The 24,575-nt window shown below is 74.9% G+C and carries 20 protein-coding genes and 2 pseudogenes; 12 read left to right on the plus strand and 10 right to left on the minus strand.

Going from position 1 to position 24,575, the window contains the following annotated elements; genetic code table 11:
• Window positions 1-299: 299 nt before the first annotated feature.
• Both IPL61_08695 and groL read left to right on the plus strand, forming a co-directional pair.
• Window positions 300-587, plus strand: a complete 288-nt coding sequence (locus IPL61_08695) for a co-chaperone GroES (protein MBK9031401.1) — start codon at window positions 300-302, stop codon at window positions 585-587.
• 19 nt (window positions 588-606) lie between these two features.
• Complete coding sequence (groL, locus tag IPL61_08700) at window positions 607-2,277, plus strand: chaperonin GroEL (GenBank protein MBK9031402.1); 1,671 nt, start codon at window positions 607-609, stop codon at window positions 2,275-2,277.
• Between the two features lie 200 nt (window positions 2,278-2,477).
• Here groL and IPL61_08705 read toward each other — a convergent pair whose 3' ends face one another.
• The gene (locus IPL61_08705; GenBank protein ID MBK9031403.1) at window positions 2,478-3,980 is read right to left on the minus strand and encodes a YXWGXW repeat-containing protein; all 1,503 of its coding nucleotides are present in this window, start codon (window positions 3,978-3,980) and stop codon (window positions 2,478-2,480) included.
• A 149-nt stretch (window positions 3,981-4,129) separates the two neighbouring features.
• Between IPL61_08705 and IPL61_08710 the strand changes: the two genes are divergently transcribed.
• Window positions 4,130-4,540 (plus strand): hypothetical protein, encoded by a 411-nt coding sequence (locus IPL61_08710; protein MBK9031404.1) that lies wholly within the window; start codon window positions 4,130-4,132, stop codon window positions 4,538-4,540.
• Window positions 4,541-4,568: 28 nt separating this feature from the next.
• Window positions 4,569-4,829 (plus strand): hypothetical protein, encoded by a 261-nt coding sequence (locus IPL61_08715; GenBank protein ID MBK9031405.1) that lies wholly within the window; start codon window positions 4,569-4,571, stop codon window positions 4,827-4,829.
• Between the two features lie 205 nt (window positions 4,830-5,034).
• Here the strand turns inward: IPL61_08715 and IPL61_08720 are convergent, their stop codons facing one another.
• From IPL61_08720 to IPL61_08730, 3 genes are read right to left on the minus strand one after another with little or no spacing between them, the layout of a single operon-like run.
• On the minus strand, window positions 5,035-5,388 hold the full coding sequence (locus IPL61_08720) for a hypothetical protein (protein MBK9031406.1): 354 nt from the start codon (window positions 5,386-5,388) through the stop codon (window positions 5,035-5,037).
• On the minus strand, window positions 5,385-6,515 hold the full coding sequence (locus tag IPL61_08725; GenBank protein MBK9031407.1) for a hypothetical protein: 1,131 nt from the start codon (window positions 6,513-6,515) through the stop codon (window positions 5,385-5,387). The genes IPL61_08720 and IPL61_08725 overlap by 4 nt, the downstream gene beginning before the upstream one ends.
• A complete protein-coding gene (locus IPL61_08730) occupies window positions 6,512-7,489 on the minus strand; it encodes a hypothetical protein (GenBank protein MBK9031408.1) in 978 nt (325 codons plus the stop codon). The genes IPL61_08725 and IPL61_08730 overlap by 4 nt, the downstream gene beginning before the upstream one ends.
• Before the next feature lie 230 nt (window positions 7,490-7,719).
• On the opposite strand from IPL61_08730, the pseudogene IPL61_08735 reads away from it, so the two are divergent.
• Together IPL61_08735 and IPL61_08740 are read left to right on the plus strand one after the other, a co-directional pair.
• Window positions 7,720-9,154 (plus strand): annotated as a pseudogene (locus tag IPL61_08735) (DNA-3-methyladenine glycosylase 2 family protein).
• Between the two features lie 2 nt (window positions 9,155-9,156).
• Window positions 9,157-9,630 (plus strand): methylated-DNA--[protein]-cysteine S-methyltransferase, encoded by a 474-nt coding sequence (locus IPL61_08740; GenBank protein ID MBK9031409.1) that lies wholly within the window; start codon window positions 9,157-9,159, stop codon window positions 9,628-9,630.
• A 156-nt stretch (window positions 9,631-9,786) separates the two neighbouring features.
• On the opposite strand, the gene IPL61_08745 is transcribed toward IPL61_08740, so the two are convergent.
• Window positions 9,787-11,169 (minus strand): sigma-54-dependent Fis family transcriptional regulator, encoded by a 1,383-nt coding sequence (locus IPL61_08745; GenBank protein MBK9031410.1) that lies wholly within the window; start codon window positions 11,167-11,169, stop codon window positions 9,787-9,789.
• Between the two features lie 63 nt (window positions 11,170-11,232).
• Window positions 11,233-12,669 carry a HAMP domain-containing histidine kinase gene (locus IPL61_08750; GenBank protein ID MBK9031411.1) on the minus strand — a complete coding sequence of 479 codons (1,437 nt, stop codon included), beginning with the start codon at window positions 12,667-12,669 and terminating at the stop codon, window positions 11,233-11,235.
• 144 nt (window positions 12,670-12,813) lie between these two features.
• Between IPL61_08750 and IPL61_08755 the strand changes: the two genes are divergently transcribed.
• Together IPL61_08755 and IPL61_08760 are read left to right on the plus strand one after the other, a co-directional pair.
• A complete protein-coding gene (locus IPL61_08755) occupies window positions 12,814-16,128 on the plus strand; it encodes an ATP-binding protein (GenBank protein MBK9031412.1) in 3,315 nt (1,104 codons plus the stop codon).
• Window positions 16,129-16,342: 214 nt separating this feature from the next.
• Window positions 16,343-16,912, plus strand: coding sequence for a hypothetical protein (locus IPL61_08760; protein ID MBK9031413.1), 570 nt, complete (start codon window positions 16,343-16,345; stop codon window positions 16,910-16,912).
• A 150-nt stretch (window positions 16,913-17,062) separates the two neighbouring features.
• Here IPL61_08760 and IPL61_08765 read toward each other — a convergent pair whose 3' ends face one another.
• Both IPL61_08765 and IPL61_08770 read right to left on the minus strand, forming a co-directional pair.
• Window positions 17,063-18,223, minus strand: a complete 1,161-nt coding sequence (locus tag IPL61_08765; GenBank protein MBK9031414.1) for a hypothetical protein — start codon at window positions 18,221-18,223, stop codon at window positions 17,063-17,065.
• Between the two features lie 44 nt (window positions 18,224-18,267).
• Window positions 18,268-19,344: an N-acetyl-gamma-glutamyl-phosphate reductase gene (locus IPL61_08770; GenBank protein ID MBK9031415.1), complete on the minus strand. Its 1,077-nt coding sequence runs from the start codon at window positions 19,342-19,344 to the stop codon at window positions 18,268-18,270.
• Between the two features lie 60 nt (window positions 19,345-19,404).
• Between IPL61_08770 and IPL61_08775 the strand changes: the two genes are divergently transcribed.
• Window positions 19,405-20,157, plus strand: coding sequence for a sulfite exporter TauE/SafE family protein (locus tag IPL61_08775; GenBank protein ID MBK9031416.1), 753 nt, complete (start codon window positions 19,405-19,407; stop codon window positions 20,155-20,157).
• Between the two features lie 82 nt (window positions 20,158-20,239).
• Window positions 20,240-21,307 carry a VWA domain-containing protein gene (locus tag IPL61_08780; protein MBK9031417.1) on the plus strand — a complete coding sequence of 356 codons (1,068 nt, stop codon included), beginning with the start codon at window positions 20,240-20,242 and terminating at the stop codon, window positions 21,305-21,307.
• A 179-nt stretch (window positions 21,308-21,486) separates the two neighbouring features.
• Here the strand turns inward: IPL61_08780 and IPL61_08785 are convergent, their stop codons facing one another.
• Complete coding sequence (locus IPL61_08785; GenBank protein MBK9031418.1) at window positions 21,487-21,960, minus strand: hypothetical protein; 474 nt, start codon at window positions 21,958-21,960, stop codon at window positions 21,487-21,489.
• Between the two features lie 73 nt (window positions 21,961-22,033).
• On the minus strand, window positions 22,034-23,257 hold the full coding sequence (locus IPL61_08790; GenBank protein MBK9031419.1) for a PQQ-dependent sugar dehydrogenase: 1,224 nt from the start codon (window positions 23,255-23,257) through the stop codon (window positions 22,034-22,036).
• Between the two features lie 173 nt (window positions 23,258-23,430).
• Here IPL61_08790 and IPL61_08795 point away from each other — a divergent pair, with 173 nt between their 5' ends.
• Together IPL61_08795 and IPL61_08800 are read left to right on the plus strand one after the other, a co-directional pair.
• The gene (locus tag IPL61_08795; GenBank protein ID MBK9031420.1) at window positions 23,431-23,724 is read left to right on the plus strand and encodes a hypothetical protein; all 294 of its coding nucleotides are present in this window, start codon (window positions 23,431-23,433) and stop codon (window positions 23,722-23,724) included.
• 195 nt (window positions 23,725-23,919) lie between these two features.
• A pseudogene (locus IPL61_08800) lies at window positions 23,920-24,027 on the plus strand (flagellar biosynthesis protein).
• Window positions 24,028-24,575: the final 548 nt, after the last annotated feature.

The raw sequence follows: 24,575 nt of genomic DNA on the forward strand, positions 1-24,575 counted from the left end.
GTAACAGCGTCCATGATCCCGTTATCGTCGACATCCGCCCAGGTGCAAGTTCCTGTGGGACCTCAACACCTTGGAACACCTGCTGGAACCCGGTTCATCGCCGCGGCCCGTGTAGTGACCTGTCGCACCCGATTGGTCGACCACTCGCGAACGAAATCCGAGAACTAGCCCCTTGCGCGGTCGGCGACCGCGCTTAGTATGCGCCCGTTAGCACTCGCACGAGGTGAGTGCTAACAAACGAGCCCCGCCCGCACGGCGTCCGTGCGCGGGGCCACGAACCAACACGCTTTGAGGATCCAATGAACGTTCGTCCGCTGCAGGACCGGCTTCTGGTGCGCCGGGTCGAGGAACAGGAGCAGACCAAGGGTGGGATCATCATCCCCGACGCCGCCAAGGAGCGGCCGCTCGAGGGTCAGGTGATCGCCGTCGGCGCTGGCAAGCGCACCGAGGACGGCACGCTGGTCGCGCTCGACGTCAAGGCGGGTGATCGGGTGCTGTTCGGCAAGTACGCCGGCACCGAGATCAAGCTCGACGGCGTCGAGCACCTCATCCTGTCCGAGGACGAAGTCCTCGGCATCATCGGCTGAAGCAAGAGGAGTCCGGAACATGGCTGCCAAGGACATCATTTTCGACGAGCGCGCGCGCGCTGCCGTCGGCCGGGGCGTCGACGTCCTCGCCAACGCCGTCAAGGTCACCCTCGGCCCGCGCGGCCGCAACGTCGTGATCGAGAAGAGCTGGGGCTCGCCCACGGTCACCAAGGACGGCGTCACCGTCGCCAAGGAGATCGAGCTCGAGAACAAGTTCGAGAACATGGGCGCGCAGATGGTCAAGGAGGTCGCCTCCAAGACCTCTGACACCGCCGGCGACGGCACCACCACCGCCACCGTGCTGGCCCAGGCGATCTTCCGCGAGGGCGTCAAGCTGGTCGCCGCCGGGCACAACCCGATGGAGATCAAGCGCGGCATCGACGTCGCGGTCGCGACGGTCATCGACGCGCTCAAGGCGCAGTCGAAGGAGACCAAGAACCACAAGGAGATCGCTCAGGTCGGGACCATCTCGGCCAACGGCGACACCGCCATCGGCGACATGATCGCCGAGGCGATGGAGAAGGTCGGCAAGGAGGGCGTGATCACCGTCGAGGAGTCGAAGTCGCTCAACAGCGAGCTCGACGTCGTCGAGGGCATGCAGTTCGACCGGGGCTACCTGTCGCCGTACTTCGTGACCGACAGCGAGCGCATGGAGGTCGTGCTCAACGACTGCTTCGTGCTGACCCACGAGAAGAAGATCAGCAACATGAAGGAGCTGCTGCCGCTCCTCGAGCAGGTCGCCAAGAGCGGCCGGCCGCTGCTGATCATCGCCGAGGACGTCGACGGCGAGGCGCTGGCGACCCTGGTGGTCAACAAGCTGCGCGGCACGCTGCACATCTGCGCGGTCAAGGCGCCCGGCTTCGGCGACCGCCGCAAGGAGATGCTCAAGGACATCGCGGTCCTGACCGGCGGCCAGGCGGTCACCGAGGATCTCGGGCTCAAGCTCGAGGGCCTGACCATCAAGGATCTCGGCACCGCCAAGCGCGTCACGATCGACAAGGACAACACCACGATCATCGACGGGGCCGGCGCCAAGGCCGACATCGAAGGCCGGGTGAAGACGATCCGCCGGCAGATCGACGACACCACCTCGGACTACGATCGCGAGAAGCTCCAGGAGCGCCTGGCCAAGCTGGTCGGCGGCGTCGCGGTCATCCGCGTCGGCGCGGCCACCGAGGTCGAGCTCAAGGAGAAGAAGGCGCGCGTCGAGGACGCGCTGCACGCCACCCGCGCCGCGGTCGAGGAAGGCATCGTCCCCGGCGGCGGCGTCGCGCTGATCCGCGCGCTCAAGGCGCTCGAGGGCATCAAGCTCGACGAGGAGCAGCAGTTCGGCGTGGCGATCATCCGCCGCGCGATCGAGGAGCCGCTGCGTCAGATCGCGGCCAACGCCGGCATCGACGCCTCGATCGTCGTGTCGAAGGTCCGCGAGGGCCAGGGCTCGTTCGGCTTCAACGCCGCGACGCTCGAGTACGAGGACCTGCTGGCCGCCGGCGTCATCGACCCGACCAAGGTCGTGCGCACCGCGCTCCAGAACGCCGCGTCGGTGTCGGCGCTGCTGCTGACCACCGAGGCGATGATCGCCGAGCGTCCCAAGAAGGACGAGAAGGCGGCCGGCGGCGGCGGCGGCGGCGGCATGGGCGGCATGGGCGGCATGGGCGGCATGGGCGGCATGGGCGGCATGGACTTCTAGGTCCAGCCTCACACGCACGCGTCGACGCCGGCCTCGCGCCGGCGTCGGCATTTTCGGGTCGGCCCGGCCCCCGCGTCAGCGGCGGTCCTGTCCCCTGGGCGCGGCGCGGCGCCCCAACGGTCGCGGCGGCCCGGCCCCCGCGTCAGCGGCGGTCCTGTCCCCTGGGCGCGGCGCGGCGCCCCAACGGTCGCGGCCGCGGCTCAGCGGTGGTCTTGCACCCGCGGGCGCGGCGGCGCGGGCGGCGGCGCGGCCACGGTCGCGCTGGCGCCGACCGAGATCGTCACCCCACCGACGACCGCGCCGGCGACCGCACCGGCGACCGCGGCGGCGCCCGACGGCGGCGGCGGCGGCGCGGCCACGACGGTGGTCACGGTGGCGCCGGCCCCCGAGCCCAGCCAGTAACCCGGGGTCCACTGCCACGCGCCGGTGCGCCACTCCCAGTGACCGCTCGACCAGGCGTAGCCCGGCATCGGCGGCTCGCCGTAGAACTCGTCGACCGGCGCGGGCATCGGCGTGCGCACCGCGGCGCCGCGCGCGGTCAGCTGCGCGATCACCTGGGCGCGGGCGGCCTCGGCCTCGGCCTGCTGGCGGGCCCACGCGAGGTCAGCGGCGGCCCGGGCCGCCGCCAGGTCGGCGTCGGCGCGCACCCGCAGCTCGAGCTCGAGCGCGCGCTGGCGGTCGCGCAAGGTCAGATCGCCGCCGCGGGCGACCAGCTGATCGCGCACGTCGCGCCGGGTGCCGTGGCACTGGCCGGCGACCCAGCTCGCGTGGGCGCTGGCCTCGGCGGCGAGCCGGTACCGGAGGGTGCGATCGCCGCCGCGGAGCTCGAGCGACGCCACCAGCTCGCCGCGGATCGCCCGCGCGCGCTCGAGCTCGAGGGCGACCTGGCGCGCCGCCTCGGCCTGGGCCTGGGACCGCGCCTGCGCCGCGACCTCGGCCTGGGCCTGGCCCCGGGCCTGGGCCTGGTACCGCGCCTGCGCCGCGACCTCGGCGGCCCGCGCCCGGGCCTCGACGTCGCCGCCGCGGGCGATCAGCCGCGCCCGCAGATCGCTGCGGACGACGATCGCCTGGTCGCGCGCGCGGACGGCCTCCCACCGGGCGCTGTCGTCGAGCCGCGCTACCGCGAACGTCCCGACCAGGTCGCCGGCGAGCGGCGCCCGCGGCGCGAGCGCCATGGTGCAGGCGCCGGCGTTGGCCTCGGCCACCAGCAGGGTCGCGCGGCCGTGGCGGTTGCCGGCGCCGAGATCGCCGGGCGCCAGCGCGACGTCGGTCGACACCGTCGCCGCGCCCGCGGCCGCGCCCAGCGCCGCGCCGTCGACCGCGACGGTGGCCTGGGCGTCGGCGGTCGGGGTCGAGACCGTCGACGTCGCGGCCACCTGCCCCACCACCGCCTGGCCGACGACGCCACCGATCGCCGCCGCGGTCCGCTGGGCCCGCTCGCGCTCGGCCCGGAGCTCCGCCAGCCGCCGCGCGCGGTATGCCTCGAAGTCCTCGCCGACCACGCCCTGCGCCACGGTGGCGCCGCACTGGATCGTCCAGTCGATCTCGGTCGCCTGAGGCAGCCACACGTCGAAGTCGACCCGGTAGGTCGAGTCGCGGGCGTCGGGGGCCAGCGCGACCGCCGCGGCCATGCCGGCCACCGCCCCGCCGCCAGGGCCGACCGCAGGGGCGGTCCCGGTCACGACGGCCCGGGCGCTGCCCACGGGCTGGTAACGGACACCGGCGCCACAGGCGCTGGTCAGTGCGATCAACGAGACCAAGCGAAGCGAACCCATGCGGCGGAGTAGTGCAAGCCGGTCGCCAGCCCCGCCACCGTTCCCCGATGGCGCATCCCTTGCGATAGTCCGCCTCCATGACGCCTCGCTTCTGCCTCGACGCTGCGATCCAGCCCACTTGCTCGGCCACCCCGGGCCGCGATCGTGAACACCCGGCCACGGTCGCCTCCACCACACTGGGGCGCGCTCGCCTCGCCGCGCTGGCCCTGGCGCTGGTGCTCGGCGCCTGCGGCGGCCACCACACCGACAACTACAAGGCGGCGACCGATCGCCAGACCTCGTGCTGCGAGCACCTGGCCGGCGCCCCGCGCGATCAGTGCCTGGCCGAGATCGTCCGCGTCGACGATCCGGCCGTCGCCCAGGCCAGCGCCAACCAGCGCACGTACGCCTGCGTCCAGCGCCACTTCACCTGCGACCCAGCGACCGGGCGCGCCACCCCCGAGTCCAACCAGGCCCAGCTCGACTGCATCACCGATCTCGGCGAGTGACCGCGCGGTTTCGCGCTAGCCTTGGCCCATGACCATCGACGAACGTCGGCGGCGGGCCGGGTTCCTGGAGCAGTACCGATGGGCGCTGGCGTTCGCGATCGCCATCGCCACCACGTTCGTGGCGCTGCCGCCGCGGCCGCTGAGCGCCGGCCTCGCCTACGATCTGATCCCGGCCGGCGCGCTCGGCGCGGTGTGGCTGGCGACCGGCCTGGCGCTCGGGATCGTGGCGCGGCGCTGGGCCCGGGTCGCCGAGGACGAGGCGCTGCCGACCGCCCGCACGCTGCGCTGATCGAGTCCTCCGGCTCCGGTTCCCGCTCCGGTTCCGGCGCCCCCTCCGGTTCCGGATCCCGCTCCGGTTCCGGATCCCGCTCCGGTTCCGGCGCCCCCTCCGGCGCCCGATCCCGTTTCGGCTCCGAGTCCGGCCCCGATTCCGATTCCGATTCCGATTCCGCGTCCGACTCCCGCCCCTGTCCCCGCTCCGGATCCGGATCCGGTCACCAGGGCTTGCGGCAGGCCCGGGCCGCGGCCGCGGTGCGCGCGGCCTTCATGCACTTCACGCCCTCGAAGTCGCGCGCGGCCCGACACTGGCCGACCGCGAAGTCCAGCCCCTCCTTGATCTTGTCGTCGCGCTCGAGCAGCTTGGCCGCGCGCAGCTGCTCGCGCTCGGCCGGCGGCGCCGCGGCGATCTCGAGCTCGGCCTTCTCCCAGAACGTGAGCTGGGCGTAGTTGCGCAGCGCCTCCTCGCACGACTCGACCGACGGGCGCTTGCAGGCCGCGGTGACGGTCAGGGCGAGGACGAGGACGAGCAGGCGCGCGCGCATGGGCGTGACGTAGCACGCCGCGGTCATCGCTCCCAGGTCATCCCGGCGTAGATCAGCTGGCGGCGAAACGACGCGGCGTCGGCGCCGAGCGCGCCGACGTGGAGCGACCAGCGCAGCTCGGCCTGCCAGCCGCCGCCGAAGCCACGCCCCAGGCGCACCGCCGCGCTCGAGCGCGACTCGTCGTCGAGCGTCGTGAACAGCTGGTTGGCGATGTCGCGCGCCACCAGCTGCGGCTCGGGGTAGCGATCGAGCTGCCCGGTCACGGTCGCGGTCGCGAACACGTGCGCCGGCAGCGGCGTCGTCACCGACCCGATCAGCCGCTGCCGCACGAGCGAGCTGCCGAAGCTGGTCGAGTCGTCGACGGTCAGCTCGTAGGTGAGCGAGGCGGCGCGGACGCCGGCGTAGCTGACCCGGGCCGACGCCACCTGCACCAGGTCGACGCGGGCGCGATCGCCGGGGCCGAAGCAGCGGATGTCGGGCATCGCGCCCGGCGGGCAGCTGTTGCCGTAGGCGAGCCCGCGGTAGCCGCGTCGCTCGACGCGGTAGCCGGCGGTCAGATCGACGGTGCGGTCGTCGGGCCCGCGCCACAGCCGCTGCGCGAGCGTCGCCGTCAGCGTCGCCCCGGTCCAGTCGAAGTCGCGATCGGGCTTGTAGACCAGGCGCCGCAGGCCGACGGCGACGGTCGCGGTGCGGCCGCGATCGTCCGCCAGGATGGCCGAGAGATCCGCGCCGCTCGACGCGAACGCCCGGGCCGAGGTCGCGCCGTCGACCGGGAACACCTCGTAGTGGGTGGCGCGGGCGCCCAGCGCCAGCTGGTCGCTCGAGCGCCGCAGCGCGGAGGCGTCGACCGAGCCGGTGAGCGCGCTCTCGCTGGCGCCGGCGTCGGTCACCGCCGAGCGGGTGCCGCCGCCCAGGGCCACGGTCCAGCGCACCCGCCGGGCCCGGCCGCCGCGCACGTCGGCGCCGACCCGGGCCCGCAGCATCGGCGCCGCGACCGGCGGGGCGTCGACGCTGGTCTCGATCCGCCCGACGTTGGTGTCGTACTCGAGCCCGGCCTCGCCGGTGCCGCGCCAGGTCTCGGCGACGACCGGCGCCGGCGCGCTCACCGCGCCCGCCACCAGCACCGCCGCGACGACCTGCGCGCGCACGGTCACGGCCGGCGCAGCTCGCGCGCGCGGGCCTCGATGGCCTGGCGGCGCTTGCGCAGCGTGTCGAGCCGGGTGGCCACCGCGTCCTTGGCCTGGCGCGCGGCCGCGGCCCAGGTGCGCGGATCGTTCGAGCGATCCGACTGCCGCAGCACGTCGACGGTGCGGGCGTCGACCACCGCCGACAGCGCGGTCGCGAGCTCGCGGCCGCTGGGGCCCTCGGTGGTCACGCCGTCGGTCGGCGCCGCGGCGCCCGAGTCGACGTTCGCGAACGCGCCGCCCGCGCGCACGGCGACCCGGCGGACGTCGTCGTCCTCGGTCAGCGCCATCGCCTCGGCGCGCTCGTGTTGCCGGCGCAGCTCGGCGGCCTCGTCGAACTTGTGCGCGCGCTTGTCGAGGCGCGCGACCTCGCCCGCCAGCGCGGCCTCGGCCTCGCGCAGGGCCGCGACCTGATCGTCGAGCTCCTCGGGGTCGGCCAGCGGATCGAGCGCGTCGTCGGGCAGGACGATCTTCTTGGTCGGCACCGGCGCGGCGTAGGCGGCCCGGCGCCGCTCGAGCTCGGCCCGGAGCGCCGGCGGCGCGGTCGCGAGCGCGCGGTCGAACGCGACCACGGCCGCGGCCTTGGCGCGCGCCAGCTCGCCGTCGGCGCGACGGACCTGGTCGGCCAGCGCGGTGAGCGCCTTGGCGGTCTCGAGCGAGGCGGCCAGCTTGCTGCGCAGCGCCCGATCGCGCCGCCACGACGCCTTCTGGCGCTTGAGCTGATCGATCTCGCCGAGCTCGGCCTCGTAGCGCCGGGTCGACGCCGCGCGCTCGCCAGCGAGCCCGGTCAGGGTCCGCTGGGCCCGGGCGACCGCGGCGACCGCGACGTCGACCTTCGACGGCGCCTGGGCCACGCGCGGCCGCGGGCCGCCCGCCGTCGCCGCACGCGGAGCGGCGACCGCGAACGCGGCGACGAGCAGCCAGAGGGACCAGGACCGACGCACGCCTCGAGTCTAAGCAGCCCGTGTGCCACCGACAACCCCCGAGAACGACGCGCGTTCCGGCCCGCCGCCGCGGAAAAATCCTGGGCGGGGCGGGCGATCACTCAGAAAACTGTGGGCGCGGGGATCGGGCGCCGGTTCGCTGCCAGGTCCGGAAACGGCCAGACGGCGCGCCGGTCACCCGCTAGAACCGACCCGTGCTCCTCGATCCAGCGGCGTGTCGGCAGGCGGTCATGGCGCGCGATCCGCGCTTCGACGGCCGGTTCGTCGTCGCGGTCGCGACCACCGGGATCTACTGCCGCCCGGTGTGCCCGGCGCGGACGCCGCGCGCCGATCGCTGCGCGTACTTCGCGCTCGCGGCCCAGGCGGAGGCCCAGGGCTATCGCGCGTGCCTGCGGTGCCGGCCCGAGGTCGCGCCCGGCACCGCGGCGGCGGCGGTCGACGCGCGCGCGCAGCTCGTCGCCGACGCCGTGGCCGCGATCGATCGCGGCTTCCTGATCGAGCGCTCGCAGGAGGAGCTGGCCCGGGAGCTCGGGGTCACCGCGCGGCACCTGCGGCGCGTGGTCGTGGCGGAGCTCGGGGTCACGCCCAGCCAGCTCGATCGCACGCGTCGGCTCGCGGTCGGCAAGCAGCTCCTGCACGACTCGCGCGCGAGCCTGGCCGACGTGGCGCTGGCGTCGGGCTTCCGGCAGCGTCCGCCGCTGGAACGCCGCGTTCCGGACCCAGTTCGCGACCACGCCGTCGAGCTTCCGCAAGCGCGCCGCGACCGCCGCCGCCGACGTCCCGCTGACCGTGCGCCTCGACGCGCGCCCGCCGTTCGCGGGGCGCGCCCTGCTCGACTTCCTGCGCGGCCGCGCGATCGCCGGCGTCGAGGAGGTCGGCGCCACGACCTACTGGCGCACGGTCGCCGACGGCCCCGGCGGCTGGCTCGAGGTCGAGGTCGTCGACGACGCCGTCCGCCCGGGCGTGCGGCTGACGATCGCCGCGTCGCTGGCGCCGCGGCTGCTGGCGCTGGTCGCGCGGGTCCGCGCGCTGTTCGACCTCGACGCCGAGCCGATGGCGATCGGCGCGCACCTCGGGCGCGATCCGCGCCTGGCCGCGGCGCTCGCGGCGGCGCCGGGCCGGCGGGTGCCCGGCGCGTTCGATCCGTTCGAGGTCGCGGTCCGCACCGTGCTCGGCCAGCAGGTGTCGGTGGCCGCGGCCTCGACCCTGTGCGGCCGGCTGGTGGCGCGGTTCGGGCGGCCGATCGCGACGCCGCGCCCGGCGCTCACCCACGCCGCGCCCACCGCCGCCGCGCTCGCCGCCGCCACCGTCGACGAGCTGGCCGCGATCGGCCTGCCGCGGGCCCGGGCCGAGACCGTGCGCGCGCTCGCCCTCGCGGTCGTCGACGGCCGCGTCACCTGGGCCCGCCCGCGCGATCCGGTCGCGGCGATGGCGGCGCTGACCGCCGTGCGCGGCATCGGCCCGTGGACCGCCAGCTACCTGGCGATGCGCGCGCTCGCGTGGCCCGACGGCTTCCCGGCCGGCGATCTGGTGCTGCAACGCCAGCTCGGCGTGACCACCGCGGCGGCGGCCGCGGCGGCGGCCGCGCCGTGGCGACCGTGGCGCGCCTACGCGGCGATGCACCTGTGGGCCGGCGCCAGCGCCGGTCGCGCCCGAGGAGGATGATCATGCTCGCCCACGCCACCCTGCCCTCGCCGATCGGCCCGATCACCGTCGTCGCGTCCCCCGACGCGGTCGTCGCGATCCACCTCGGCGCCGGCCTGCCGCGCCTCGCCTCCCAGCCGACGCCAGGGCACCCGCTGCTCGACGCCGCGGCCCGCCAGCTGCGCGAGTACTTCGCCGGGGCGCGCCGGGCGTTCGAGCTGCCGCTCGGCGGCGCCGGCACCGCGTTCCAGCGGGACGTGTGGCGCGCGCTGTGCGCGATCCCGTTCGGCGTCACCTGCGGCTACGCCGAGCTGGCGGCGCGGCTGGGCCGACCCACCGCCGCCCGCGCGGTCGGCGCCGCCAACGGCAAGAACCCGATCGCGATCGTCGTGCCGTGCCACCGGGTCATCGGCAAGGACGGCACGCTCACCGGCTACGCCGGCGGCGTCGCGATCAAGCAGTGGCTGCTCGAGCACGAGGCCCGCGTCGGCCCGTGACCGTGGCGACCGCGCCGCGGGCCGCTCGATCGCGCGGCCGGCGGCGGCCCGCGGCGATCACGCCGCGGGCCGCGAAGTCGCGCGGCCCGCGGCGGCGCGTGACGCTGGTGATCACGCGGCGGCCGCGCGATCGCGAGGCTCGCGTCGCCGCGCGCGCTACTGGATGCCGTACTTCTCGAGCTTGTAGTAGAGCGCGCTGGTCTTGATGCCGAGCAGGCGGGCGGTCTCGGTCTTGACGCCCTTGGCCTTCTCGTAGGCCTTGAGGATGAGCTGGCGCTCGAGGTCGTCGAGGATGTCGGGCAGGCTGAGCTGGCGCGGCACGTCGAGGCGCTCGTCGTCGGCGGTGGCCGAGCCCTGCAGGAACGCCGGCAGCGCCGCGGTGCCGATGTCGACGCCCTCGGCGAACACCAGCGCCTGCTCGATCGCGTTCTCGAGCTCGCGCACGTTGCCGGGCCAGTGGTAGGCCATCAGCCGGCCGAGCGCGGCGTCGGACACCGCCCGCACCCGCGGGTTGGTCTTGGGCCCGAGCTTGTCCACGAAGTGCTGGGCCAAGAGCGGCACGTCCTCGCGGCGCTCGCGCAGCGCCGGCAGCCGCAGCGGCACGACGTGGAGGCGGTAGTACAGATCCTGCCGGAACCGGCCCTCGGCCACCTCGCGCTCGAGCTCCTTGTTGGTCGCCGACAGCACCCGCACGTCGACCTTGATCGGCGCCTCGCCGCCGACCCGCTCGAACTCCTGCTCCTGCAGCGCCCGCAGGAGCTTGACCTGCATCGACGGCGGCACGTCGCCGACCTCGTCGAGGAACAGCGTGCCCTGGTGGGCCAGCTCGAACCGGCCCAGCTTCTGCTTGACCGCGCCGGTGAACGCGCCCTTCTCGTGGCCGAACAGCTCGCTCTCGAGCAAGGTCTCGGTCAGCGCGCCGCAGTTGACCTTGATGAACGGCCCGTCGGCCCGCCGCGACAGCCGGTGGATCGCGCGCGCGACCAGCTCCTTGCCCGTGCCGCTCTCGCCGGCGATGAACACGGTCGTGTCGGCGACCGCGACCTTCTCGACCGAGCGCAGCACCGCGGCGATCTTCTGCGACGTGCCGATGATCTCGGTGAACCGGCTGTGCTGCTCGTCGCGCAGGTACGCGTTCTCGGCCTCGAGCTTCTTGCGTGCGCGCCGGGCCGCGCACAGCTCGAGCGCGCGCGCGACCTTGAGCCGGACCACCTCGGGCGCGAACGGCTTGGTCAGGAAGTCGAACGCGCCCAGCTTCATCGCCTCGACCGCGGTCTCGACCGTGCCGAACCCGGTGACGATCATGATCGGCACGTCGGGATCGAGCGCCGAGATCTGGCGCAGCACGTCGACGCCCGACAGGCCGTCCATCTTGAGATCGGTGATGACGAAGTCGAACCCGCCGGCGCGGGCCTTGTAGGCGGCGACGCCGGCGGCGCCCGACGGCGCGGTCACCGCCTGGTGGCCGAGCTTGCCGATCGTGTGGGCCAGCCCGTCGCGGATGGTCTCGTTGTCGTCGATGATGAGGATCGCGGGCATGCCTGCCCGGCAGCCTAGCCGATCCGCGCCGGCGCCGGTGCCGCCGCGGGCGCCGGCGGGCCGTCAGGCGGCGCGCGACCGCGGCAGCGCGATCCGGAACCGGGTCTCGCCGCGGGCGCTGTCGACGGTCACCGCGCCGCCGTGGGCGCGCACGATCTCGGCGACGAACGCCAGGCCCAGGCCGGTGCCCTTCTCGCGGGTGGTGAAGAACGGCTCGAACATCCGGGCCGCGACCTCGGGCGGGATCGTCGGCCCGCGGTTCCAGACCTCGATCGTCAGGCGCTCGCCGTCCGAGGCCACGGTCACCCGGACCGCGGCGCCGCGCTCGTCGACCTCGGCCGCGGCCGCCACCGCGTTCCCCACCAGGTTGAGCAGCGCGCGCCGCAGCTGGCCGGCGTCGGCGCTGATCGTCAAGGCCGGCGGCGCCTCGACCTCGAGCTCGAGGCCGGCGGCCGCGGCCTCGGGACCGGCCAGCTCGGCGACCTCGCGGGCCAGCGCCGCGACGTCGACCGGGTCCAGCTCGGGCGGCGGGCGGCGCGCGAAGTCGAGGAAGTCGCGGACGACCCGCTCGAGGTAGCCGACCTCGCGATCGATCTTGCCGGCGTGGGCCGCGCGCGGATCGCCGTCGAGCTCGTCGCGCAGGATGCCGGCGTAGAGCTGGATGCCGGCCAGCGGGTTGCGGACCTCGTGGGCGATGCCGGCCAGCATCTGCTGCATGTGGGCGTCGCGCTCGGCCAGCTGCCGGCGCATCGCGTCCATCGTGTCGGCCAGCACGCCCAGCTCGTCGCGCGACGCCCGCGCGACCGGCGCGGTCAGATCGCCGCCGCCGATCCGGGCCGCGGCCGCGGCCAGCTGCCGCACCGGCCGGGTGATGAACAGCGCCGCCAGGAACGTGGCCGCGAGCACGACCGCGGTCAGGCCGGCGCCCCACCACACCAGGCTGCGCCGCAGATCGCGCAGCCGATCGAAGTACGCGGCCGGCGCCTCGACCCCGAGCGCGAGGACGATCTCGGGCTCGGTCTCGGACGCGTGGATCGGGGCGTAGCCGGCCTTGTAGACCACGCCGCCGGCGCCCTCGAACGTCACCGACGACGCGGTCGCGCCCGCGAAGACGCGCTCGAGCTCGAGCCGATCGAGCTCGGCCCGGTAGTGGCGCCCGCCGATCGCCGCCGCGGGATCGCTGTCGGCCCGGGCCGCGAAGTCGCGATCGATCACGTACAGGTGCGCGCCGGTCGCCGCCGCCACGGCCTCGAGCTTGGCGGCCACGTTCTTGTACGCGCGATCCTCGGTGTCGCCGAGCGCCAGCTCGACCAGGTACTTGCCCCGCAGCTGGGTCGACGTCGCCGCCGCGACCGCCGCGAGCCGATGGCCGAGCTCGGCGTCGAGATCGCGGCGCGTCACCTCGAGCGCGATCACCGCGAACAGCGCGAACAACGCGAGCGTCGGCACGGCGAACGCGCCGAGCAGCTTGACCAGGACGGTCGCGCGGGGTCGCACCACGCGCCTACGCTACCACCGGCGCCGCCAGCACCGGCGCCGCCACCGCCTGCCACATTCGACCAGCGGCCGCGGCTTGCGACCCGCCGGCGCGGATGCGAACGTCGGGACATGACAGCTCGACCGGGACGGCCGTGGCCTCGGCTGGTGGCGATGTCGCGCAGCGGCCGGTTCGTGGCGCTGCGCGGCCAGGGGACGGTCGAGCTGGTCGACGCGCTCGGGACCGCGCCCCGGATCCCGATCGCGTGCCCCGACCTGATCGACTTCGCGTGCGTCGGCTCGATGCTGTGGCTGCTCGAGCCGGGCCGCATCCGGCGCGTGGCCCTCGAGTCGGGCCGCCCGATCGAGCCCGCGATCACGGTCCCCGACGGCGGGACCGCGCTGTCGGCCGCCGTCGGCGACACCGCCTACAACGCGGTCGTGCTGGGGCCGACGCCGGTGCTGGCCCACGGCCTCTACGATCGCACGAGCTGCGAGCCCCTCGCGATCGAGGACGCGCGCCCGTTCGCGCTGCACGGCCGTCGGGTCGCGGTGGCCGCGGCCGACGGCATCCACGTGATCGAGGCCGGCAAGGGCGAGCTGTTCCGGGTCTTGCCCGGCGACGGCGCGCAGGTGCTGCACGCGACCTCGCTGTTCTCGGGCCAGGCCATGGTGTGCCTGCAGCGCGGCGACGGCAGCGACATCTTCTGGGTGTGGCGGGCCAACGGCGCGCTCATCCACCGGATCCACGTGCCGACCGCCGAGCGCTGGGCCGTCGCCGAGAGCCGCGGCATCGGCGTGGTCCGCAACGCCGACAACGAGCTGGTCGTGGTCGACCTGCGCTACGGCCGGGTCCAGGGCGAGGCCACGGCGCCGATGCCGGTGGCGGACCTCGACGCCGACGCCGACGGCCAGTACGTGGTCATGGCCAGCGCGCCGGAGGCCGGGGCGCTGCCGCCGGTGCTGCACGTCCCGTTCACCGACCTGTTCAGCGCCGGCGCCGGCAGCCGCCGGGCCGCGCTGCACGCCGTCGCCGGCGGCCTCACGGCCCGCCCGAGCGACGACGACGACGACGACGACGACGACGATGATGTCGATGACGATGACGATGACGACGACGCGCCCCGCGGCGCCGGGCCGGCGCGGGTGCTCACGCTCAACGCGCCGCCGCTGGCGAGCGTCGGCCACGTGCTGTCCACCACCGTCGATCCGGAGGTCGCCGACGCCGCCGACGCCGAGCCACCGCCGCCGCCCGCCGACCTGCCGGCCCCGCCGCCGATCGTCGTGCCCGACCTGCTGCCGATCGCGCTCGGCACCCTGCCGCAGCCGCTCCACGTCGACGCCACCGGCGACTGGCCGCCGTACACCTCGCCGCGCGAGCACCTCGACGAGCTGCTCGATCTGGTCGCGGCCCGGGCCGCCAAGGCCATCGCCGACAACTGGAACAGCGGGCGGCTGAGCGTGCCGGCCGAGGACGGGCACCCGTTCGAGCGCGAGGTCAAGGCCATCCTCGGCCACGTCGGCGGCTACGCGGCGAACCTGATCGGCGACGCCGACCAGCGGCTCGCGGCGGTCACGGCGCGCGCCGCCGGCCGGGCCCGGGCGTCGCTGGCCCGCGGCCAGGCGCTGCCGTTCATCGACCTGTGCCGCGAGTTCAACCTGTCGTCGACCGCGGCCCAGATCCTGATGGTGGCGGTGGCGCCGATGGCGCGCGGCGAGATCGCGCGCCTGTTCGGCATCCTCGGCAACGACGAGAACCGGCCGATCGTCGACCGCTACCTGATCGAGATGGTGATCGCCGGCGACGAGCGCGACCAGCGGGCCGCGGTCGCCCGGGAGATGGCCGACGAGGCGCCGCTGTTCCGCTTCGGGCTGATCCGCGTCGGCGGCGGCGACCGCGCGGCCGCGCTGTTCGGCGCGGTCACGGTCGATCCGGTGCTGCTCGAGCGCATCCGCGGACGACCGTCGGATCAATCGAGCGTCGAGACCTCGGTGATCCGCTCGACCGACCGCACCCTGGCCGACCTGCACCTGCCGACCGAGTTCAAGCGCGACCTCGTGCTGGCCCTCGCGGCGCCGCGCACCGCCGACGATCCGGTCCGGGTCGTCCTGCGCGGGCGCCGCGGCGCGGGCCACCACACCGCGATCGCGGCGCTGGCGCGCCGGGTCGGACGCCGGGTCGCGGCGATCGACTGTCACCGCCTGCCGCGCGCCGGCAAGCTGATGGCGCTGGGCCTCCGCCAGGAGCTGTTCCGCGCGCTCCTGCGCGGCGCGGTCCCGGTGGTCAGCGGCCTCGAGATCGCCGACCCGTCCGACGCCGAGGGCCAGGATCTGATCAAGCAGGCGCTGCGCGGCCACCCGGGCCCGGTGATCATCCGCGCCGCCCCCGAGGCGTCGGTGCCGCTCGACCCTGGCTACGTCACGCTCAAGGTCACGCCGCTCACCGAGTCGCAGCGCGCCGAGTTCTGGCGCGCGGCGCTGGCCGAGGCCGGGCTCTACGCCGCCGACGTCGACGGCCTGGCCGCCCGGTACCGGGTCGGCCCGGGCGTCATCTCGCACGTGATCGCCCAGGCGCTGATCCGGCGCGGCAGCGAGCCGATCGAGCTCGACGCCGACGGCGTCGACGACGCCGGGCCGATGCTCGAGGAGGTGGCCCGCCAGCACATCGCCACCCGCCTGGCCCACATCGCGACCCACCAGACCCGCCTGGCCCGGTGGGAGCAAGTCGCGCTGCCCGACGACATCCACGACAGCATCCGCGAGTTCATCGCCCGGATCCGCCACCGCAAGACCGTCTACGAGAAGTGGGGCTTCGACGAGAAGATGGCGACCTCGCGCGGCCTGACCGCGCTGTTCTACGGCCCGCCCGGCACCGGCAAGTCGATGGTCGCGGGCCTGGTCGCGCGCGAGCTCGGGCTCGACCTGTACCGGGTCGACCTGGCCCGGATCGTGTCGAAGTGGATCGGCGAGACCGAGAAGAACCTGGCCGAGGTGTTCGACGCCGCCGAGGACGGCCAGGTGGTGATCCTGTTCGACGAGGCCGACTCGCTGTTCGCCAAGCGCACCGAGGTCAAGTCGTCGGTCGATCGCTACGCCAACCTCGAGGTCAACTACCTGTTGCAGCGCCTCGACACCTTCGAGGGCGTCGCGGTGCTGACGACCAACCTCGAGGGCTCGATCGATCAGGCGTTCAAGCGCCGCATCTCGCTGCGCCTGAACTTCCCGTTCCCCGACGAGGACATGCGGGTGCGGCTGTGGGCCGCGCACATCCCGACCGCGACGCCGATCGCCGGCGACTTCGACTTCAAGGACCTGGCGCGGCGGTTCCCGCTGTCGGGCGGCTACATCCGCAACTCGACCCTGCGCGGCGCGTTCCTCGCGGCCCAGGAGAACCGGCCGCTGGCGCAGGAGCACCTGCTGCGGGCGATCGCGCTCGAGTACCGCGAGATGGGCAAGCTCGCGACCAGCGGCCGCATGGAGTGACGCGTGGGCGGTGAGCTGGCCGCTGCGGCGCGCTGCCCGACAGCGCGCGGGCGCGCTGCGCCAGGCGAGCGCGGGCGCGATCGGGTCCGCGCGGGCCCGCTGGGATGGGCATCCGGGTCGAGCGGGACCCAGGTCGTGGCGGCCGGCGTCGGCGTGCCGCGCACTTGTGGGTGGCACGGGGCGTGAACAGGTGGGCGCGCAAGGAGTCACGCACATGAAGACCACGATCGCCCTCGCCACCCTCGCCACGCTCACCCTGACCGCCGCCGCGTGCGGCAAGAAGAAGGACGACGCCGCCGGCAGCAGCGCCAAGCCCGCCGAGGGCGGGGGCAAGGCCGCCGCGCCCGCCAAGCTCAGCTACAAGAAGGTCGGCGCCACCGGCCTCGAGGCCGAGGTCCCCGACGACGCCAACGTCGACGACAACAGCGCCAGCGCCGGCTTCCCGTCGGCGACGATCTGGGCCACGCCCACGACGTTCCTGACCGGCGCGTTCTCGGGCGACGACTGGGGGATGATCAAGGCGACCTTCGAGGAGTCCAAGACCGGCATCGAGAAGGACGCCGCGATGGTCGGCAAGCTGAAGGGCTTCACCAAGGAGGAGAAGACCGCCGACGGCTGGCAGTTCGAGTGGGAGGCGACCTCGATGACCGACTCGCCGGTGTTCGGCATCCAGATCCGCCTGGTCATCGACGGCAAGGCCTGGGACTGCGGCACCAACGCCGGCAGCCCGGCCGAGCGCGAGACGGCGATCAAGATCTGCAAGTCGGTCCGCAAGGCCAGCTGACCCACGACGTTCAGGCCGGGCGCAGCTCGGCGCGACCGCCCCGGGGTTGCGCGAGATCTCCGACCTGCTGGATCCCCGCGCCCGCGCGACCGCGACGACGTCGCGGTCGCGCGCCTCGGCGGCCCCCGGGGTGCCAGAGCGGCAGCGCGGTCAGCGCGGGCGCAGGCGCCACAGCTCGACCCGGTACTCCTGCGCCTCGCCGCCGACGCCGACCGCGCCGTCGGCCTCGCCGCGCTCGAGCTGATAGCGCCCGGGCGCCAGCGCGAGCTCGAGCACGTCGCGCTTGCGCGGCCTGGCGCCGCGGGCGGCCGCGTCGAGCAAGCGCGCGCCATCGGCGCCGACCACGAGCGTGCCCGGCGCCGCGGTCCAGCCGGCGCGGCCGCCACGGCCGAGCCGCTCGGCGGCGCCCAGCGCCGACGCCACCAGCTGGTCGCCGTTCAGGTGGCGCACCACGGCGCCGCCGTCGGGCGACGCCAGCCAGGTCGTCGGCGCCGGCCCGTCGAGGACCAGCGCCTGGGCCGCGGCCTTACCGGCGCCGACCGCGACCCAGGTCTGGCCGACGATCCGCTCGTAGTCGTTGGGCTCGCCGCGGGCGATCGCCGAGCGCCCCCGGGCGTCGAACACGCCGAGCCACGCCTGCGACGCCGCGTGATCGATCAGCAGCACCGAGGTCTCGGCCGGCGTGAGCCAGCGCAGCTTCTTGGCCTGGGCGACCTCTGCCCGCGACGCCTGGCGCACCGACGCGTCGACCGCGGGCCCGCCGCCGAGCGCCGCGCGCACGTCGGCGAGCACCGTCGCCGGGGTCGTCCCGGCGCGCGCGAACACCAGGCACTGGACCGCGAACCGGCCGACCGTGGCGTCGGCGTAGATGATCGCGTAGGTGCCGTCGGGGATCGCCGCCGGCAGGCTCCAGAACTCACCGTCGGCGCGATCGGCGCACATCGCGTACCCGGCGCCGGCGATCGGCCACGCGTCGACCAGCGGCGTCCAGGCCGCGATCGTCGTCAGCGCCTTCTCCGCGGCGACCAGCCCCTTGTGGGTGGCGGGCAGGAGCGCGGCCGTCGGCCCGCGCACCAGCACGCCGCCGCCCGGGTGCGGCAGCCACTTGCCGGTCAGCCCGCCGGGCAGGCACAGGAGCGCGGCGCCGCCGACGACGATGACCCGCGGGGCGTCGAGGCCGCGCAGCTGCCCGCGCAGCGGCGCCGCCTTGAGCCCCGCGGTCGCGGTGACCGGGCCCAGGACCATCGTCGCCGGATCGCCGCTGCCGCGCAGCCACGCGTGCCACTCGCGCTTCCAGGGCGGCTCTGCCATGCCACCATCGTACCAAGCCAACGATCGCCGCTGGCGCGCCCACGCTACGGGAACATCGGCGCGCCGTCGAGGCCCAGGGTCTCGGGCCAGCCGCGCACCAGGTTCAGGCACTGCAGCGCCTGCCCGGCCGCGCCCTTGACCAGGTTGTCGATCGCGCTCATCGCCAGCACCCGCCCCGAGCGCGGATCGTGGACGACCTGGACGTGGCACCGATTCGAGCCGCGCACGTACGCGGTGTCGGGGAGCTGGCCGGGCGGCAGCACGTCGACGAACGGCTCGCCGCGATACGCGTCGATCAGCGCGGCGCGGTAGGCGTCGGTGGTGCGGGCCGGATCGGTCGGCTCGGCGTAGACGCACGCGAGGATCCCGCGCGACATCGGCACCAGGTGCGGCGTGAACAGCACCGCCACCGACGCGCCGGCCGCGGCCCCGAGCTCCTGCTCGATCTCCGGCGTGTGCCGGTGGCTACCGCCGACCTTGTACGCGCGCAGGCCCTCGGCCGCCTCGGGCAGGTGCGTCGCCAGGCCCGGGCTGCGGCCGGCGCCCGACGCGCCGCTCTTGGCGTCGACGATCAGGCCGCGCGCGTGCACCAGCCCGGCCGCGAGCAGCGGCGCGATCGCCAGCGCCGTCGCGGTCGGGTAGCAGCCCGGCACCGCGACCAGCCGCGCACCCGGGAGCTGCGCGCGGTGGCGCTCGGGCAGGCCGTAGACCGCCTCGGCCAGCAGCGCCGGCGCCGGGTGGACCGGGTGATCGCCGCCGCCGTACCACTGGGCCCAGGTCGCGGCGTCGCGCAGCCGGAAGTCGGCCGACAGATCGAGCGTGGGCACGCCGCGGGCCACCAGCGCCGCGACCACCGTCGCCGACTCGCCGTGGGGCAGCGCCGCGAACGCGACGTCGGCCGCGGCCGCGACGAGGTCGGCGTCGAACGCCACGATCGGCAGGTCGAGCTTGCCGGTCAGGTGCGGGAACACCGTCGCCAGGCGCTGGCCGACCGCGCGCCGCGCCGCGATCATCGTGATCGTGACGCGCGGGTGGCCGAGCAGGAGGCGCACCAGCTCGGCGCCGGTGTAGCCGGACGCGCCGACGATGGCGACGCGGAGCGGACGATCGGGGGCGGACATCGGCCCGAGTGTACTCGCCCGGGCGTTGCGCGCCGCCGCCGGTGGTGCGATGAAGCGACGATGTCCACCGCCGACCTGGCGCTGCTCGCCGCGATGCTGGGCGCCGGCTTCTTCGTCGAGGCGGTCGCCGGGTTCGGCGGCACCGTGCTCGCGGTGTCGCTGGGGGCGACCCGGTTCCCGATCGCGACGGTGCTCGCGGTGTTCCTGCCGCTCAACCTGATGCTGTCGGCGTACCTGGCGCTGCGGCACCGCCACGCGATCGCCGGGCGCACGCTCGGCGTCCGGATCGCGCCGGCGATGGCGGTCGGCATGGCCGGCGGCACCGCGCTGGCCCTGGTCGTGGCCGCGGATCGCGCCAAGATCGGCTTCGCGGCGCTGGTGATCGTCGTCGCCGCCCGCGAGCTGGTGCGGCTGGCGCGCCCGAGCGCCACGGCGACCGTGCCGCTGCGCCCGACGATCGCCGCGGTCGTGCTCACCGCCGCCGGCGTGATCCACGGCTGGTTCGCCACCGGCGGCCCGCTGGTGGTCGCGGTGGCCGCGCGGATGTTCCCGGCCAAGGCGGCGATGCGCGCGACGCTGGCGGTGCTGTGGTTCTCGCTGAACCTGGTCGTGCTGACGCGCCTGATCGGCCACGGCGATCTGACCGCGACCACGCTGCGCGCGTCGCTGGTGATCGTGCCGGTCCTGGGCGTGGCGCTCGCCAGCGGCGAGTGGGTCCACCACCGCGTCAGCGAGCGCGGCTTCCGGTGGCTGGTCGCGGCGCTGTTGCTCGGCACCGGCGTGATCCTGTTCGCGCGCAGCCTGCCGCGGTGACGCGGCGACGCGGCGACGCGGCGCGCCGGGCACGACAGATCATGTCCACCCGGCCGCGCCCGGATCGGGCGATGCTCGGCCGATGCGCTCCCTGCCCTGGCTCGCGACCGCCACCGTGGTCCTGGCGTTCGGCTGCGGCCCGACCCAGACCGGCACCGGCGACGACCTCCCCGACGACACCGACGCCGCCGCCGGCGATCCCGACGCGGCCACCGGCGGCCCCGACGCCGGGTTCGACGACACCGACGCGTCGTGCGGGGCCCAGAGCGAGAACATCGCGGTCGAGAACCTCGGCGATCCGCCCGACCTGCTGATCGTGATGGATCGCTCGGGCTCGATGTCGGGGCCGATCCCGAGCTTCCCGCCCAACTTCACGCCCAAGTGGACGATCATGCGCGACGCGCTCAACAGCGTGGTCGCGCAGCGCGAGCACAACATCCGGTTCGGGCTGACGGAGTTCCCGACCAACGACGACTGCGCGGTCGACCAGGCCGCGGCCGTGCGCGTGCCGATCGATCTGGGCCAGGCGCCCGAGGTCGCGCAGTACTTCAACGTCCGCTCGCCCAACGGCAACACCCCGGCCGCGGCCGGGCTGCAGGCCGCGCTCACGCACTACAACAGCATCCCGGTCAACCCCGCCGGTCGCTACGTCCTGTTCGCCACCGACGGTGAGCCCAACTGCGCCGTCGACGACGCCACCGCCGCGGCCGACACCGTCGCCGCGGTCACCGCGCTGGCCCAGGCCGGCATCAAGACCTACGTGCTCGGGTTCGGCGGCGCGTTCACGACGGGCACCGTGCTCAACGACGCCGCGCTCGCCGGCCAGGTGCCGCGCCCGGGCGGCCCGCCCCACTACTACGCCGCCAACAACGCCGCCGAGCTGAGCGCGGCGCTGCAGGCGATCTCCGGCGGCATCATCGTGCCGTCGTGCAGCTACGCGCTCGCGACCCAGCCGCCGGTCCCCGACGACGTGACCGTGACGCTCAACGGCGTGCCGGTGCCGCGCTCGACCATGCACACCAACGGCTGGGACTACTTCCCCGACGCGATGACGATCACGTTCTTCGGCACCTACTGCCAGCAGATCACGTCGGGCGCGGTCGGCAACGTGGCGTTCGCCTACGGCTGCCCGGGCCCGGTCGTCGACTGACCCTGGCGCCGGCCGGGCCTCTGCCGGCCCCACCGCTCGCCGGCACCGCCGATCCGATCCGCGCCGCCGGTTGTGGGAGGTCGATGCGCGGCGGAGGTGGTCACCCGCGCCGACCCAGCGCGCATCCGACGACGCGATCGCGCACACGGCCGCGCAGCGGAGCCGGCGCGCCCTGGCGGTCAGGGCCACTCGCCGGTGGTCTCGTCGTCCCAGGTCCCGCTGCCGCGCGCGGCCCGGGGCGCGGTGGCCTTGACCGAGGGCGACGAGCCGGCGGCGAACAGCGGGTGGGTGCCGGACCGGCTGTGCCGCGGCTCGAAGAACCGCGCGACCTGGGTGGCGATGCCGTCGAGGTCGCGGGGATCGAGCAGGAGCGCGTCGATGCCGAGCTTGCCGGAGTGCACCGGCGCCTCGGGCCACGACGACACCCACAGCCGCGGCACCAGCGCCGGGCTGGCGTCGAGCATCGCGATCAGCTCGCGGGCCTGGACCCACGACGGATCGTCCATCACGACCAGGTCGATCGTGCCGTCGCCGATCGCGGCGCGGCCCTCGGCCAGCGTCGCCGCCGTCCGCACCGCCCACCCCCGCGCCACCAGCGCCGCTTGCATCGGCGCAGCGCCGTTGGGGGAATAGAGCAAGACAACGCGGGCCACGGCCTGCCACTATGCCCCAGGTCACCGTTTCGCACAATTCGCGTTCGCCGGCGATCTGCGCCGCCGAGCGCGATCAGCGCGGCGCCAGGCGCCAGATGTCACCGCCCAGCGACACCACGTACACCTCGCCGGCGTGGTCGACGCCGAAGGTCGAGATCTGGCTCAGCACTCCGTCGGGGTCGAGCGCCGCCTTCCAGTCCCAGTGGTCGCGGATGCCGGCCGCCGACCAGCGGAAGCTCCGCACCAGCGCGGTGCAGTAGTCGGCGTAGAAGTAGACGCCGGCCAGGACCGGCAGGGCCGGACCACGGTAGACCACGCCGCCGGTGATCGAGCAGCCCTGGGTGTGCGGGTAGTCGGTCACCGGCGCGGTGAACGGCGTGCGGTCACAGGTCTCGGCGTCGTAGCAGTGCCGGCCCTCGGCGACGTTCCACCCGAAGTTGTGGCCGGTGCGGTGGTCGGCCGGGACCACGTAGACCGACTCCCACTCGTTCTGACCGACGTCGCCGATGTACAGGTCGCCGGTGGCCGCGTCGAACGCGTACCGCCAGGGGTTCCGCAGGCCGATCGCGACGATCTCGGGCTTCGGCGCCGGCGCGTCGACGTCGAGGCGCAGCATCTTGCCCAGGAGCGCGGTCGGGTTCTGGCCGTTGCGCTTGGGATCGCCGGCCGCGCCGCCATCGCCGGTGCCGATCCACAGCGCGCCGTCGGGCCCGAACACCAGGTGCCCGCCGTTGTGGTTGGAGTACGGCTGCTCGATCCGCAAGAGCTCGCGCGCGCTGGCCGGGTCGACCGCGTCGCCGCCCGGCGCCAGCGTGTAGCCGACGACGTGGGTGTCGCCGTCGCGATCGGTGTAGTCGACGTAGAGCTGCTGGTTCTCGGCGAAGCGCGGGTGGAACGCCACGTCGAGCAGGCCCTGCTCGTTGCCCGAGGACACCAGCGCCGAGATGTCGAGGACGACCACGTCGGTGCGCCGGCCGCCCTCGATCACCCGGATGAACCCGGGCTGCTCGACCACGAACAGCCGCTGGCGCGGATCGCCCGGCGCCGCGACCAGCGCGACCGGCCGCTCGAAGCCGCTGGCGAAGGGCACCAGCGCGACCGCGCCGGCGACCGCGGCGGGCGGCGCCGACAGCGCCTCGGACGTGGGCGGCTCGGCCGCGGGATCGACCGCGGGATCGGCCGGTCGGGGCGCGGCGGGCGTGACCGGCGGCGGCGACGCGGACGGCGACGGATCCCGGCGACAGGCGAGGACGGTCAGGACGGCGAGGACGGCGACGCGATGCACGGTGGACTCCACGGCAGGGAGGACGCAGACGGGCGTCCGAGCGTGAACGAAGCGAGCGGCCAGGCGGCGCACGGGGCGGCCGGCTACGGGAGTTGCCGGCGGCGGCGGTCGTGAGTCTCCATCAGCGTAACCCCGCGAACGCTGGTCGCGCTGTGGATGGTACGCGATGTGCTCATGGGTTGAACATGCCCCAGCCGCGCGCCGAGACCAGCGTGTCCGACCTCCGCCACTTCTTCGAGTACTCGGCGGCCGGGGTGCAGGTGCTCGAGGACGGGCTCCAGGAGATCCCGTTTGGCGAGTTCCTGGTCGACCGCGGGGCCATCAACCGCTACCAGCTCCTCCGGGCGCTGTGGATGCAGGACCGCTTCCCCGGCGTGCGCCTCGGCGAGTGCGCCGCCGCGCTGGGCTACGTCCCGGTCGCCGACGTCGAGCGCCTCTACATCGCGTGGCGCGGCCTCTCGACCGTCGAGCTTCACTAGCTTCAGGGCACCTGTCGCCGGACGGCGGGCCGCCGTTCCAGAACAGGCGCGGACGCTCCGGGTCGGGTATCGTCGGGGCCGATGCGAGTCGTGGTCGCTGCGGGGCTGATGGCGTGCCTGATCGGAGGCGGGTGCAAGGCGGCGAAGGAAGCGGCGCGCCGTGAGCTGGCGCGCCAGCAGGAGCAGGCGGACGCGGCGCCGGTCGAGCCGACAGGGCCGACCGGGCCGACAGCGCCGACGGGGCCGACAGCGCCGACAGCGCCGACCGAGCCGGCGGAGCCGAGCGCGCCACCGTCCGCGCCGGGGCTGCGGCCGGGGCGCTACCTCGTGCGTGCGGTCGGCGTCAGCGCGCGGCCGCGCAAGGCGATGGGCCTGCCGTGGGACGTGGGCAGCCCACCCGACCTGCGCGTGACGATCGTCGTCGACGGCCAGCCGGCGGGATCGTGCGACGGCCCCAGCGACCAGCTGATCGCGAGCTGCGCGCCGGCGATCGAGCTCGAGCTCGGCGTCGGCACCCGGCTCGAGCTCCGGGTGGTCGATCGCGATCTGCGCAACGACGACAAGGTCGGCGACGCGCTCGCCCCGGACCTCCTCGGCGCCGGTCACGTCGACGCCAAGATCGCCCTGGCCACCTCGGGCCAGCTCGCGAGCGCGTGGGTCGAGCTGACGCCGGCGCCGTCGAAGTACGTCCACTACCGCGATCGGATCGTGGCCCTGGCGCTCGGCGCCGTGGCCGGCCTGGGGCTGGTGCTCGGCCTGCGGCGCCGCCTGGTGCGGATCATCGAGCTGCCGATCGGGCCCGACGACGAGTGGCCGTGTCGGTTCTGCGCGGCGACCAACCGCGGGCCGGT

This window comes from Myxococcales bacterium, from assembly GCA_016717005.1.
In the GTDB taxonomy this organism is placed as follows: Bacteria; Myxococcota_A; Polyangia; order Haliangiales; family Haliangiaceae; genus UBA2376.